The sequence below is a fragment of the Amycolatopsis magusensis genome (assembly GCF_017875555.1).
GTDB lineage: Bacteria > Actinomycetota > Actinomycetes > Mycobacteriales > Pseudonocardiaceae > Amycolatopsis > Amycolatopsis magusensis.
Genome location: NZ_JAGGMS010000001.1, coordinates 5973709 through 5988910, shown reverse-complemented (window position 1 = coordinate 5988910; position 15202 = coordinate 5973709). Strand labels below are relative to the sequence as shown.

Below are 15202 nucleotides of genomic sequence, written 5' to 3'. Positions count from 1 at the left end.
GATACGCGGAAGCTGGCAAAGCATGCTGTTCCCGGCGAAGGAAGCCGCGGAGGCGAGCCCGCGTAGGTCGGGGAGACTCGTCGCTGGTCGGCGTTCGAGGAGGTCTGCCTGAGATGGAGTCTAACGCTGGGGCGCGGTCTGTCTCTTCGCCTGTACGCAAACTCGTCCGCCTGGTTGCTGAGGTTGCCGAGGGTGTGACGGTCGACGACCTGCATGCTCGCGCGCGACTGCGGTATCCGAATCTGCCGGTTCGGCGAGTGGCCACACTGATTGCGCAAGCTCTCAGCGCGGGTGAGTTGGTGGAGAAGGCGGGCCGGCTGCGTGTGCCCGTGGCGGTTGATGTGGCCACGCCTGCAGCGTGCGCCGTGCCCCCGACCTCGGGCGTGATTCGCGCGGTCGCGATCGACCTGGAGTCGGTTGTGCGAACGACCGCGAGTGAACCGTACCTGGACCAACGGATCTTTCAGGTCGGTGCTGTCCGAATGGGGACCGACACGGAATGGACTGCGGCGGCTCCGAGTCGGAGCTGGTTTCTCGAGTTGCCGGACCCTGGCTGGGAGATTCGGGCACCGGCACTGCGAGCGCGGCATAACGAGGAGGCAGTGAGTCCGGCAGTGGCGTTGGAGGAGTTGCGTCGCTACGTCGACGGCGCCGAGGCACTCGTCGCCTACAACGGGACCGAAGCCGATTTCCCCTTATTACGTGCCGCCTATGAACGCGCCGAGGTGCCTGCGCTGGAGGCAGTGCCCGTGGATGCCTACTACCTGGCATTGGCGTTGTGGCCGGGGGCGCGTAGTCACCGCCTCGCTGATCTGGCCGACGATCTTGGCGTCGAGCGTGCAGGATTGAGCTGGCACGACGCCGGCGATGACGCGGACTTGCTGGTGCGCCTGCTCACCCGGGCTGGTGAACAGTTCGCGCGCTGGCCAGCGTCGTTGCGTGACCTGGTGGCATCGGTGGGCGTGGACTCCCCGGCGTGGACGCTGGTACGCCATCTGGGGGTCGCGGCGCGCGGCGGTGATCCTGGCCAGGTCCTAGGGGCCGAGCGTGCCCACAGTACCGGTGAGGTCGCAGCTGTACTGGACGCGCTGTTGTCTGGCCATCGGCCTCGGCGTCATCCTGCTTCGCGCCCGGACGCCGGTTCGAAGATGGTTGTGGCGCCGTCGTTGCGGGGACCGGACGGGCGTGTGGATCCGGTCTTGCTCGCTGGACGGTCGCACGGCGCGGCGGCCAGGCGGCGGCCGGCTCAGGAGCGCATGGCCTCGGCGTTGCACGAGTGGGTCGAGGCGGGAGTGCCGGCCCTGGTCGAGGCGCCTACGGGGACAGGGAAGAGCTTCGCCATCCTGGCCGCGGTACTGGAGTGGCTCGCAGGCTCACCGCGGCGCACGGCAGTGGTGGCGACGTACACCAAGCAACTGCAGGCCCAGCTGGCGGGCGATCTCGCGCTGCTGGAGCGGGATGTGCCCGGCTTGCTCGAAGCCAGCGACGTGGTCAAAGGTGGCGACAACCGGTTGTCGTTGCGCGCCTTGACGGTGGCTCTGGCCGACGCGACCACCCTGGATTCCACACGCCGGGCCGGGGCCAGTGCGGGCAACCGATTCCTCGCCCAAGTCCGGTTTCGTGAGCTGGTGATCTATGTGGTGCTGCGCCTGGCCGAGGCCGCCGAGGCGCCTCGTTCCTGGATCGCGCGGTCGGTCGATCCCGTCGACGTGCCAGCGTTCTTCGGCGGCTATGCCGGGCCGGTGTTGCCGGTCTGGCTGGAGTCGCTGAGCCAGGGCAGCAACGGTGACTACCCTGCGGACGCGGCTACGGGCGTCGCGGTGCATACCGACGCGGTCCGGGAGGCGCTCACGTCACATCGGCTGGTGCTGGCCAACCATGCCCTGCTTCTTGCCCACCTCGACGAGGTGCGTGCACTGGGGTCGGAGACGCTGCTGGTGATCGATGAGGCCCACCAACTGGAAGACGCCGCCACGTCGGCGCTGACCACGTCGGTGGACTACCGGGCGGTCGAGAATCTGTTCAGCGAGGTGACCTCGTGGGCCCAGTCCGCGCGGCGTGGCGGTGAGCGGGACGCGGTACGTGAGGCTGCGGCGAACCTGGGTTTCCTGTTGGATCATGAGCAGCTGCCGCGGGTGGCGGGCCGGGCGTTCGACGCGCGCGGACCGGTGGCGGGTACCGTCGTCGGGTCGCGCACGGTGACCTTGGCCAGCGCCTACGCGGGTGCCGCGGGTGTGGGGCAGGTGCGGACGCTGACCGGTTTGCTGTTGCGCCTGGGCGGGCAGTGCCGGGCGCTGGCCGGATCTGTGGCGCGGTACCTGACCGTTCACAGCGCCAGCCTGGACTACCTCGACGCCGAGCGGATCCGGGCACTGCTGACGCGCTGTGCCTCGATTGCTGACGCGTGCGCGACGATCGTCGAGGACATCGACGAACTTATCGGGCGGGCGGCTGATGTGGCCGCAGGTTCCGGTGCCCCGGTCGAGGTGGCCGCGCTGGAGTACGAGCCGGCCGAGACGGCGATCGACGACAGGAACGAGGACGAGAACGACTCTGTCGATGATGACGACAGTGTCCTTGATCCGCGTGAGGCCGCCCGCGGATCGCTGCCGCCGGATACGTCGAACCGGGTGGTCTACGCCGAAGAGCTGGAGGCTCTGCGCGCTGATCTGCGCTCGTACCGGTTCCGCGTATCGACCAGTCCTGTGGAACTAGCCGCTGACCCGGCATGGCAGCAGTTCCTATCGGCCTTCGAGCGTACGTACTACGTGTCGGCGACCCTGCGGGTGGCCGACACCTGGGATTTCATCCGGGAGCGGCTCGGGCTCGCTCCCGGGATGGCGACGTTGCATCTGCCCACACCGTTCGACTACACACGCCAGGCCGCGCTGGTGTGCTTCTCGGATTTCCCGTCGTGGGCCGAACACGCTGAGGGCGCGATGCGCACCGTGGCGTATCAACTCGCTGGTTACGCACGCGAGATGGTCACTGAGGCCGGTGACGAGCGGGGCGGGTACAACGGGGGCGCGCTGGTGCTGACCACGGCTCGCTCGACCGCGGGCGGTATCGCGGACTTCCTGGCCGGCGAGTTGCACGCACGCCAGGATCGGACGCCGGTGCTGTCCTCGCTAGTGCTGGGCAATCCGCGGGGAGTGCGGGAGTTCACCGACGCCGAGCACGGTGGTGGTGTCCTGGTGGGCACGAAAGGGCTGTGGCAGGGCGTTGACGTCGCCGACGAGCGCCGGTTGCGGATGGTGTGGATCAACAAATTGCCGTTCGCGCCGTTCGCAGCGCCGGTGATCGAAGCTCGGCGTGCCGCGATCACCGCGCGGGCGGAGGCCGCGCACGCTGAGGATCCTGAGGCGATCGCGACGCAGTTCTACTACTTGCCGTTGGCGGCGCTGCAGTTGCGCCAGGCGGTGGGGCGGCTGATCCGGTCCGAACGCCATGTCGGCGTGGTCGTCGTCTCCGATCGTAAGCTCGGTGGCCAGACCGCGTTGCGCCGCGCCTACCGGCAGACGTTCCTTGGGTCGCTGGATGAGGGATTGCTGGTCGATGACCCGGTCACCGGTGAACGCGGCGGCGGCAATGTTGGCCCGATGAGCGAGGGATGGACCCGGATCTGGCGGTTTTTCGCCGAGCATGGGCTGCTGGCCTCTGAGCGCGCGGCGGTGTTGTCCACGCCCGAGGCGCTTGAGGAGCACACGGTGCTGCCTCAGACCCGGCGTATCCGGCAACTCGCTCTTACCCCAGCGGAGGTCGATGCTCACCGCGCGGGCGGGACGCTGGAGGAGGAGGTGCTGGCCCGCGCGGCCAGCGTGGGCGGGCTGCTGCGGCTGTCGGACTCTCCCGCCGTGCTCAAACCGTCGCAACAGCAGGTGATCCGGGCCGTCACCTCCGGCAGGAATGTGCTGGGGTTGCTGCCCACCGGCTTCGGTAAGAGTTTCTGTTTCCAGTTGCCCGCGCTCGTGCTGCCCGGCGTCACACTGGTGGTGTCCCCTCTGGTCGCGCTGATGCTCGATCAGGCACTCGAGCTCAACCGCAGTATCGGGGGCGCGGTTCGTGCCCTGGTGGCGCCGCTGCGCGAGTCGAGCAGCCGGGCGGGCAAAACCGAGGTCGCTGAGCAGCTGCTCGGGCGGGCCGACCACGGGATCCGGCTGGTGTATGTCTCACCGGAGCGGCTGTGCCAGCGCCGGTTCCGCGACCTCGTGCGCGCCGCCGTGGCCTCCGGTGTGGTCACCCGGATCGCTGTGGACGAAGCGCACACGTTCGTGCAGTGGGACGACTTCCGGCCCGCGATGAGCCGTGGCGAGCATTTCCTCGCTGACCTGCGTGGCGAGTTCGGGCTGCCGGTGACCGCGCTGACGGCGACCGCGAACCGTACCGTCCACACGGCGATGCGCGAGGGTTTGTTCGGTCTGTCCGCCGATCCGAGCAGTACCGAAGCCGCCGAAGCCGCGGCCGGGACGTTGATCACCGTGCGGGAGAACCCGATCCGACCCGAGTTGGCGATCTTCCGCCGGTCGCTGGCCACCGCGGGCCCGGCCTTGTACGCGGGTCTGACCGAGACCGTGCTCGAGGCCGTGCAGGACCATGCCATCTTCTATTGCTTGACTGTCAAGGAGGTCGTGGCCTTGCACGCGCACCTGCGCGACCTGCTGGGCGAAGGCGGCGCGCGGGTACGCCGGTTCCACGGCAGGCTCACCGAGGCCGAGAAGTCCGCGGTCATGACCGAGTTCCGGGAGGCGCCCTCCCGCGGGGACGAAGGGTTCGCTCCGCTGGTGATCGTGGCGACGTCCGCGTTCGGGCTGGGCGTGAATCGGGCCGATGTGCGCACGGTGTTCTGTGTCAGCGCCCCCACGGACCTGGCAGCGCTGTACCAGCAGATCGGGCGCGCGGGCAGGGACGCCGCCGGCGGCGCTGCGGCCGCGGCAGGGCCCGCGGCGGACACCATCGGTTCGGCTCCGGTAGACGGTGGTGGTGACGGTCCTACGCAGCCGCCACCGGCCAACGTGGGTCTGGCGGTGCTGACCAGCCGAGGTCTGAACACCGTGGCATTCATGACGGGCAGCGACCTGCCCGTGCGGCTGATGGTGCGCATGGGTGAGGCCGTGCTCGCTTGCGGGCACGTCCTGGACGCGGCCAGTGTCGCCGACAGGCTTATCGGCGAGGAGTTGGACGCAGGACGGCTCACGCCCACCGACGCCCGCGCGAGCCGCACCGCTGACGCGTATACCGCCGGGGTGCTGCGCGCCTTCTCCGCGCTCGCGGGGCTGGGCGCGGTCAGTGATCAGGGCGACTTCCCTCCGTGGTGCGCGGTCAAGCCCGGTGAGCTGCTCCATGCTGGGCCGAGGGCCGACGAGCGTGGCAACGTCATCAGCGAGCAAGTGATCGCTGCGGTACTGGCCTTGCCCGCGCGCACCTCGAGCGCGCAAGCGTTGCGACGGCAACGGCTCGACGTCGCCGCCCTGGACGGATTTCTGGCCACGGCCGTGCCGGGATACCGCGCGGTCGTCGAGGACCCAGCCGGAACATGGCACCTGCTGGCCGATTTGCATGATCGCGGACTGCTCGACGTCTCGGCCGCGCCGAGCCGGCGGCTGGTCACCGGGATCACTGTGCACACCCCGGTGCTGCCTGCGTCCTTCCTGGGCACGGTGTCGGGCAAAGCGGCTCGCGCCCGTGAGGAGATCCGGCTCCTGCGCGACTTCTTCGACGATGTCACCACGTGCGCTCACCGCAAGTTCGCCGACTACTTCGGCGTTCCCGAGCTGCCCCCTGGCTGCTGCACCACCGCGCTGAACCGCTGCTCGGCGCACTGGAACACGCCCACCTGGCCCGCGGGCGAGGTCAAGCCAGCGGTGGGGGCGGCGTTGGAGACACCGCTGTCTCAGCTCGCGCGCCGGCGCACGGACGCCGCACACCGGCTGCGGCGACTGGACGAACAGGTCTTCCGGCTGGTCTGGGAGGTCTACGCCGGAGCGCATCCCTACGACCTCGTCCGCGCCTTACGTGGTGAGGACAGCTACTTCAACCCCCGCACCCGCCGCCGCGTGCGCCTGCGAGCGGGCCTGGCCAACAGCCGCTACTTCGGCGTCAACCCCACCATCCGGCTCGGCGATGTCGAGGACGCGCTCACGCGGCTGCAGGCCGAGAACCGCGTCGTGCCGGCCGATGGGCGCTGGCGCGAGGCCGGACACGTGCGGCGGGATGCCCGCCAGCAGGCGCGTGCTGGGCGCCCACCCCGAACGCGGCCGGAGTGATCGCTCATGACTGAACTGCAGGAGACACCCAGCCCGGCCACCACCCTCGACACTGCGGCGAGCGCCGCGCTGTGGCGCCCGTTCGTCGACGAGCCGGTCCTGACCCCGCGCATGGCGCTCGGCTGGGACGCCACCGACCTCGCTGATCGCGAGCGCCTCACGCGCTACCTGTCGGCCCTGGTCGCCGCCCGGCGCGCACCGGTCCACCTCAACGTCGCGTTCAACGCCGCCTATTTCGGCTACGACCTCACCACCGGCGGATATGTCGGCGGTCCTCTCCGGCTGGAGGACTTCCCCGGCGTGCGGTTCGGCGAGACCACCGAGGCGCTGCCGGTCGGCGCCATGGTCAACATCGCAGCCGGTGAGCACCCGCTGTATGCCGAGATCGCCTATAAGGAGGGGGCGCACCCCGAGCTGTCCCCGGACGGCACCGTGCCCGCGTGGCTGTCGGGCGCTCCCGCAGGCGCGGTCGGTCCCGGCGTGACCGACGCCGGCGCCGGCGAGGTCGTGCTGCGCGAGCGGCTGGTCGCCGACGTGGACGCGTTCGGGCAAGACTTCTCGCTGACCCGGCCGCGGCTGGACCGGCTGCGCCGACGCGGCCGCTGGCTCGACGCCGACGGGCACTTGCTTCTGGACGCGCGCTATCACAGCCGGAGTGAGGCCGATCTCGACGACACGACGTTGTATGCGCGCTACCTGCTGACCCGGGCACGCACGCAACTGCTGTCCATGGCCGCTCCGATGCCGCTGTCCACGGTGCTGAGCGATCAAGCGGGTGAGGAGCAGCTGGCCGCCGCGCTGAGCGGGGTACTGGGCACGATCGCCGACGCGCTGGCGAGCCTGCCCGAGCTGCGCCTCTGGCGCGGGTACGCCATGACCCGCGCGTCGCTGGCCGCTCGGCTGGCCGACCCCGGCCCGCTCGGCGGAGACGATCTGGGCAGTCTGGCGGCTGGACTCGCGCGCTCGGCCGTGCCCTCGGCACGGGGACGCTGGGCGCCCGATCGCGCCGTCACCTACACCGCGATCGGGCCGCGGCTGCGCACGATGCACGACAGCGCCGCACAACTGGTAGGGGCTGGGTATGCCACCGCGGTCTGCCACGCCAACGTGGTCATCAGCGACTACGCCCGACGGGAAACCGACGACACCACAGGCCTGCTGCATGGTCAGGTACACCTGCGCCTGGACGACCCGTGGCAAGGCGGTGGCGTCTGGCGCGGTGAACACCCCACAAGCCGCTACACCCACGTCGACCCTGTCGAGGCACTGGGCTTGGGCTGGCAGTCCACAGTGGACGATCTCGAACCCGAGCTGGCGCTCCGGCCGTCCCCCGACGAGACCGACACCGCACCGGAACCCGAGGAGGCCGACGAGTTCGACGCGCTCGTCGTCAGCGACAGCCAACTGTCGTGGACCCACGCTCTCAGGTTGACCCATCTGCTCGAGCAGCGCCTGGCTCTGCCCGACCACGTCGCCACCCAGATGCGCGACTCTGGCCTGACCGGGGTGTCCCTGCGGCTGCTGCTCAGCCACGACGGCTACGACCTCGACCCAGACGAGGCGACCCAAACTGTGCAGACTCGACTGTCCGGACGGCCTCAGCTGACCGGAGTGGACTGGCCTCTGGAATTCTTTCCCGGCATCGTGCTGACCAGCACCTGGGGCCGCGGCGCGAGCGTGATCCGGGCGACGACAACCCTGCTGGACACTGCCGTCACCCTCGACGACATCCAGATCGAGCACCGCTACGACCCGCGCATCCTCACCCGCGACGCGGCTCCGGGACAGCCCGCCCGCGGCGCCACAGCACGCAGACCCGCGCCCGCCACCTTGACGCTGCCCCAGCGTGTGTTGCGTGCCGTGCGGCGGCTGGGTTTGCTCGACCCGGACGGACGCGCGGTCCTGTTACGCACGCACCTGCCCCGGGCGGTCTACGGCACCGCCGATTCCGCGTCGGTGGCCGAACTCGACAGCGCCGTCGCGGAGCTGATCGCCGCAGGAGCCCTGCGCACCGGCACCGTCACTATCGACGTCCACGGCCGGCCCTGCGTAACCGACCTCGACGGGGCTCCCACCGCGCAGACTCTGGTGTACGAGCCCCGTCCCCTCACCGGGCCGCCGCGCGCAGCCGCGTCCCCCCACGCCGCCGGCGCCCTCGAGCAGAAGTACCTGCGTACTCACCACGTGGCAGGGCATCTGCGCTGGATCAAAGACCGCGGCCAGACCGCGACGGACAAGGCGAAACAGGCCTACCGCCGAGATCGCGAACGGTTCGGGCTCGGCGGCGCTGCCGAACTGCCCGAGGGCTACACCTACATCTCGCCCTTCAACCGGAACGTCTCATGACCATGACCCGGGCTGGTGGTGGCTGCGGCCTGATGCCGTGGGCACACCAGCACACCCACTTCCCGCCACTGCTGGAGGTCTCGTGACTGCCCGACGCCCCCATTACCGGTGCCCGCACGGCGAGCCCTTCGTGGCCTACCCGGTATACGACGAACCCGGTCGGACACTGCCGCCGGATTCGGCTGCCCACCAGGCCATGACCGCGTTGGCCGCCGCGCTCGCGGCCTGCCCAGCACCCCTGCGCACAGCCCTGACCCAGCTGACTCCCGCCGACCTGAGCAAGGCGCTGTCGGCGACTCCCGTCGCGCGCCGGCCCCGCGTGCTGCTCCCCCTGGGCTTGCGACTCACGCCCCGCCACATCGGGCAGCCTCTGTGCCGCGATGTCCTGTCCAGGCTGTCCCGTGCCCGCGACCACGACGCCCATCACGCGGCTGCCGCGCTCACCAGAGTGGTGTTCACCGACGTCATCGCCGCCGCCGCCGATCGCGAAGCCAGCCCGGCGCCCCGTGATCCCGCCGAATGCTGGTCACCCGCACTGGCGCGCGTGTGCGTATGGGCCCACGGACTGGCCTCCATCGCCGACGCCCGCATCTGGCGGTGGGCGGCCGAGCAGTCTTGGTTCCGGCCCGACGGCGTGAGCCCGACACACACCGCCGCGATCACCACCGCCGCGGACCGCGTCATCGCCGCCACCGCCGACTATCGCTTCCCTGCCCGCGCCACCCCGTACGATCCCGGCCCCACCCCTTCACCGCCGCAGGTGGCCTCCACGACAGCTGCCTCCCGCTTCCCGACCAGCCACGACCGCGAGGACGAGGATGAGGACACTGTGACGACAACGGATACCCCCAGCCCGGCAATCACCGGCGACACCGAGATCGCTACCGAGACGCAGCCCGGCGCTGCACAGCCCGGCGCAGTCACCGATATCGTCCAGCTCAGCCAGGACCTGCAGCACGCCATCGCGGAGGCGATTCCCGCCGCGCAGCGAGTACTCGACGGCCTCCGCGCCGACCGGGCTCCCACACTCGGCGATCTTGAGGTCCTCGCCGCGGCGCGAGCCCGGTTCGACACCGCCGTCGCCACCCTGCACGCCAGCGGCGACACCGTCGATCCCGCGAGCACCGTCGCCACCATCACCGCGGCGCTGAGCGACCTCATCACCGCCACATCCGACGAAGCCGCCGTGCGCGCCCGCCTCGCCCAGCTGCGCACCTTCACCGCACCCGAGACCAATGCCGCGCTCGCCGAGGCCCTGACCGCCGCACAAACCCAGGCAGCGCAGTTCGCCGCGACACCGCAGTGGAGCGAAGACGATCGCCGCCACGCGAGCACCCTCACCACGCTGATCACGCTCGCCGACCCAGCCACCACTCCAGAACAGGCCATGGCGTTGCAGCAGGACTTCGTCCACGCTTACCCGGCGCTGGCGCTGCTCGCCATCACCGCCTCACAACTCACTCACACCCACCCCGGCGCTGCACCCGCCCCGCCGCTGGACGAGGCCCCCTCCCCCGCGCCCGCTCAGACCGCCGCGACACCGAAGTCCACACCAGACCCCGACCAGCCAGCACAACCCGAAGACAGCCCGCGCGCACAGGACCACACACCGCCACCAGGCGCGAGCAGCGCCAGCAACGCCCCCAAGCAGGCCCCAGAGGACCACACAGCCCCCCGCGCCGACGTCACGGCACACCCGGAGCCCGACCACGTCGCGGCACAGGACCGGGTCATCGCCGACCTCGCCGGTCTCATCGCCACCCAGCGGTTCGGCATGGCCACCGCGCTCGCCCGCGCCGCCCAGCAACCGGCCAGCCGTCAATCGATCCTGCGGATCGCCGCCCTGGCCACTGCCGTGCGCAGCGACGCCGGAGCCGTCACCAGCGCACTGCGCGGCGAACTGATCGATCTCGACACCGACGAGGTCGCCGAGGACTCGCTCAGTACGCTGCTCGCCGTCGTCTCGCTCCTGCGGGCCGCTCTGGTGACCGGCGAGCCCACGACCGGGGCCGTACTCGCCGAACTCGCCACCCGCGTCGAGCCAACCCTGTCCGGGATCGCCGATCAGGTCGGGCGCAGGGCACTACGGGGAGTACTGGTCGACACCCCGCCGCTGACCGTGCTTGCCGACGTCACCGAGATCGAGCAGTCCCTGCACACCATCCGCGACGCCGCGCACGCGATGCTGCGGCCGCGGACCTTGCGCTTCAAGCGCGCGACCGACATCGCCAAAGCGTGGATGGCCCCCGGCGGGCTGCTGGGCACAGCGCTGACAGCGGCCGCCACCGACAACCGGACGGCACTGCACGAGGTCACCAGCCTCGTCCGCCGCCTGGCCGACAACGCCGAGGTCGCCCGCGAAATCGACGCCTCCGATCGCAAGTACCGCGGCAAGGGCGGCAAACCGATCGAAGGGGCGGCCCGGCAGGACCTGACCGACCTCGTCGCCGAGGCCGTGCAGCACCTCGCCGAGTGGACCAATGCCGTGCTCATCGAACAGCGCGCGGGCAGCGCCCAGCAGTGGGCCACCGGCGAGATCTCCGACATGCGCGCCGCGGTGCTCAGCAACCGGGACGCCGCCATCGCCGCATTGACCGCTCAGGCCCACCACGCCGACCCGCTCCTCGCCGCGGCATCGCAGGCCGCAGCCGACTCGCTGAACGCCACGATGGACGTCCTCGCCGGCACCGCCACCCTGCCCACCCGCGAGCCCACCCCGGCGTTCGCGATCACCGCGGAACTGCTGAAAGTACCGGGTGCGACCGTCGACACAGCGGTGAACAAGATCAAGGTCGCTGGCGACATCAGCGTCGACGAGCTGCTCGCCGCGGCCAGCCGCACGTGGACAGAGGCGATCGAGCAGCAGATCACCGCGGAGAACTTCGACACGGCCGAGTTCGTGGCCCACGCCGCGCACGCCGGTCTCCTGCCGGGCATGACCGACGCGGACGACGCGGATTCGGCCCGCGAGGCCACCGTCACCATCGCCACCGCGCGCAGCACCGTGCGCGCCGAACTGGCCACCCTCAACCAGGAGCTCACCGTGGAGCTGCGACGCGCGCGCTCCAACAACGAAGTCTCCGAGGAACAAGGCGGAGAACTGAGTGGATACCTGCGCGACGCCGACCCGGACTCCACCGGCAACCTCGCCCTGGTGCGGCGCCAATTGCAGCGGGTGGCCGACCTGCTCCCCCGCTATCGGGCCGACGCGGCCGAACGCCTGTCGCGACGCCTGGCCGCGCTCGGCAACGCAGACCCCGCGACCAGCGCACGAGTGACCCGGCTCATCGCCTCCGGTGACCTGGCCACCGCCGAGGAATTGCTCTACTTCCACGAGATCGGCGAAGTGGTCCCCCCGGTGACCCAGAGCGTCGACCTGCAGAGGTTCTTCCCCGCCGTGCCGCAGGCCATAGCCAACGGTCTCACCCCCGCCCTCATCGGCGCGGTACAGGGTCGAAAGCAGGTCCCCGGCTGCGAGGCCCTGGACTACACCCAGCTCAACACCGACTTCGCCGAACTGGCCGCCACCGCGCTCACCTCCTGGCGCAAGCTCGCCACCACACCCGCCGAAGCACGCCGGCAGATCAGCGAACGAGACCTGCTCCTTCCGGCGCTGAGCCTGGTCGGCATCGAAGGCAAACGGATCCGCCAACTCGACGAGCTGCCCCGCGACCGCGACCGCCGCTTCCTCGACGTCCTCGACGTCACCATCAGCGGCAAGGCACTCGTTCCGGCGTTCGGCAGCAAACTGGGCGGGCGCCTGCGCATCTTGCTGGCATGGGGCCACCCCACCGCACCCCTGCTGCTCAGCCGCGCCGACCACGACAACTCCGGCGACAGCCTCCTGATCGCCTACTTCGGTACGATGAGCCCGCACACCCGCCGCGAACTCGCCCGGCACGCCGTGACCGGCCACCACACCGCGCCCGTGGTGGTGCTCGACGACGCCGCACTGGCGTACCTGGCCGCCCACGGCAACAGGCAGATGGAAGCGACCATGAACATCCTGCTGCCCTTCAGCAACATCAACCCCTACGTCAGCAAAAAACGCGGGCTCGTGGCCGAGGAAATGTTCTACGGGCGCGACGCCGAGCGTAAAGGCGTCCTCGACCCCGACGGCACCCAGCTCCTCTACGGTGGCCGCGGCCTGGGCAAATCCGCCCTGTTGCGCAGCGCCGGACAGCTCTTCGAGTCCCAGGGAGAACGCGGCGAGCGAGTCAGCCTCTACCTCAGCCTGGACACCACCGGAATCCGCGCCGGAGCCCCGATCGGATCAAGCGCGATCTGGGACACGCTGCAGCGTGAACTCATTCATCGCGGCCTCATCCCCGCAGCTCCACGCCGGGGCAGCTCTCAGCGCAAACCCCACGAGCACGTACGCACCGGCCTGCTCGACTGGATCGAGACCGACCCGCGGCGACGGCTGCTGGTCCTGCTCGACGAGACCGACCGATTCTTCGAATCCGACGCCCCGGAATTCTTCGAAACCAACCGGCTCAAAGAACTCGGCACGACCACCGACGGCCGGATCAAAGTCGTCTTCGCCGGGCTGCACTCCGTGCAGCGCTACGCCAAAAGCGCCCGCAACGGCCCCTTCAGCCACCTCGCGCAGCGTCCCACCGTCATCGGGCCACTCCCGCCCCGATGGGCCGCGAACCTGCTGACCCGCCCGCTGCACGCACTCGGCTACCGCTTCGCCGACGACGACCTCGTTCACCGCATCCTCGGCTACTGCTCCTACCAGCCGTTCCTGCTGCAGATGTTCGGCTGGCGCCTGATCGCCACCATGCAGACCCACCGCGCCGGCGAGGTCGCCGACACCCAGCCCCCCTACGTCATCACCCACGCCGACGTCGTCTCCGTCGAAAGCAACCCGGACCTCAAAGCCGACATCAGCGCCGCCTTCCACGACACCCTGCACCTGGACCCCCGCTACAACGTCATCGCCAACGTCCTGGCCCACCACGCCCACGAATTCGGCCTCGACGCCCGGCTCTCCGATGTCGAACTGCGTGAGGAATGCCTCTCCTGGTGGGACGACGGATTCGTCACCCTCGACGTCGAAGGGTTCCGCGCCTATCTGCGAGAAATGGTCGGGCTGGGAGTACTGGCACCCAACAACGACGGCCGCGGCTGGCACCTGCGCAGCCCCAACGTGCTCAACATGATCGGCTCCAAGGACGACGTGGCCACCGAACTCATCGGCGCGGCGACCGACTCCGTACTCGACGAGGTCATCGCCATGGAAACACGGCCCGCGCTGCGAGACGGACGACGCTCACCACTCACAGCAGGACAACTCGACGACGTCCTGGGTGATCACGCCAACCAAGTCCGCGTTGTGCTCGGATCCCGCGCGACCGGCATCTACGACGCCGACCAGGCCATCCGCACCGGCGCCGACGTCGGCTCCATGTTCACCGTGCCCTGCATCAGCAACCGCAAGCAGTTCGAAGACGAACTCGTCAGCGGCGAACCCGGCCAACGACGCGTCGTCGTGACCGACTTCGCCTCCCGCATCGCCCGAGACGAAGCCGCCACCGTCGCACTCACCGCCGCACTCGAACGACTTCCGGACACATCCGGTGTCACACGATCCGCCGTCATCATCGCCGGACCCGAGCACATGACCCTCTGGCGGGAAGTCCTCACCACCGCAGACCACACACCCGCCCTCGGGACCGTGACCCTGCGCCGCTACGACCGGCACACACTGCATCTGTGGGCTCTCGCCAGCGAGAAGTTCACCGGCAAAGAACGCCTCGAGCGCCTGCATCAAGTCACCGGAGGATGGCCCCTGTACGTCGAACGGGCTGCCGAACTCGTCGCCGCCGGACACGACGAATCTCATGCCTTGGCACGGATCTCCGATCATCTCGCCTCGGACGAGGGCGCTGCCGAGTTGATCAACGCGATCGGCATCACCGCAGACGACGACCTGGCCGCCGCATTCAGCTCCGTGCTCACCCTCGTCGACAACGACCAGGCCACACTCGCCGACCTCATCGACGCCGCAGAAGAAACTGTGGATCAACCTCACATCGCCGTGGCCTGTATGGAATCCCTGGCCATCTTCAACCTCAGCGACGACGGCAAATACTCGATCGAACCCCTGCTGGTTCGGTCATGGCCCCGGCGTGGGTAGCGTCGCCGCACAGGACCCCGGCGTGCTTGCTTCGGTGATTTGGTTGGCGATATCGCCAACCGACGTAGTCGAGGTAAGCACGCCGTGACGCAGTGTCCGGAAGTTGCGTGATCGAGTGAGAGTTGACCCGATCGGCTCGTTGATCAGCAGGTGCCGCGAACTCCCTTCCAACAAGAGGCCGGCGCCCTTGGGGATGCACCGCATCCATGTCGTTTCTTCGCCGCGTGACAGCGGCGCGGCCAGTCGGACCATCTACGCCGGCTCCGCGCGCCTGGTATGGACTCTGGTATCCAGCGCACCCCAGCGAACCGCGGGGCACCACCGCCACACCGTGCCGCAGCTGCGGTCGAGCACAGCCAACTGCCGATCCCCTCGGCCGGCTCGGGAAGATTCGCCGCGCCACTCGCGGGACATCGTCCTCCGGCGGGCTGGTGCGTGCCCGGGGCAA

3 protein-coding genes are annotated in these 15202 nt (G+C 69.8%); all 3 read left to right on the top strand.

Annotation, left to right across the window (positions count from 1 at the left end; all coding sequences use genetic code 11):
• The first annotated feature begins 194 nt into the window (after positions 1-194).
• The 3 genes from JOM49_RS44175 (at position 195) to JOM49_RS26560 (ending at position 14754) form a co-directional block, all read left to right on the top strand.
• Positions 195-6263: a DEAD/DEAH box helicase gene (locus tag JOM49_RS44175; RefSeq protein ID WP_209666941.1), complete on the top strand. Its 6069-nt coding sequence runs from the start codon at positions 195-197 to the stop codon at positions 6261-6263.
• A 6-nt stretch (positions 6264-6269) separates the two neighbouring features.
• Positions 6270-8609, top strand: a complete 2340-nt coding sequence (locus JOM49_RS26565) for an amino acid adenylation domain-containing protein (RefSeq protein WP_209666940.1) — start codon at positions 6270-6272, stop codon at positions 8607-8609.
• Between the two features lie 196 nt (positions 8610-8805).
• Positions 8806-14754, top strand: coding sequence for a hypothetical protein (locus tag JOM49_RS26560; protein ID WP_209666939.1), 5949 nt, complete (start codon positions 8806-8808; stop codon positions 14752-14754).
• Positions 14755-15202 lie beyond the last annotated feature (448 nt).

What these genes read in the sequence shown, in the direction of transcription:
- JOM49_RS26565 (WP_209666940.1), top strand. Translation starts at nt 6,270, where the DNA reads ATGACTGAACTGCAGGAGACACCCAGCCCGGCCACCACCCTCGACACT.
- JOM49_RS26560 (WP_209666939.1), top strand. Translation starts at nt 8,806, where the DNA reads ATGACCGCGTTGGCCGCCGCGCTCGCGGCCTGCCCAGCACCCCTGCGC.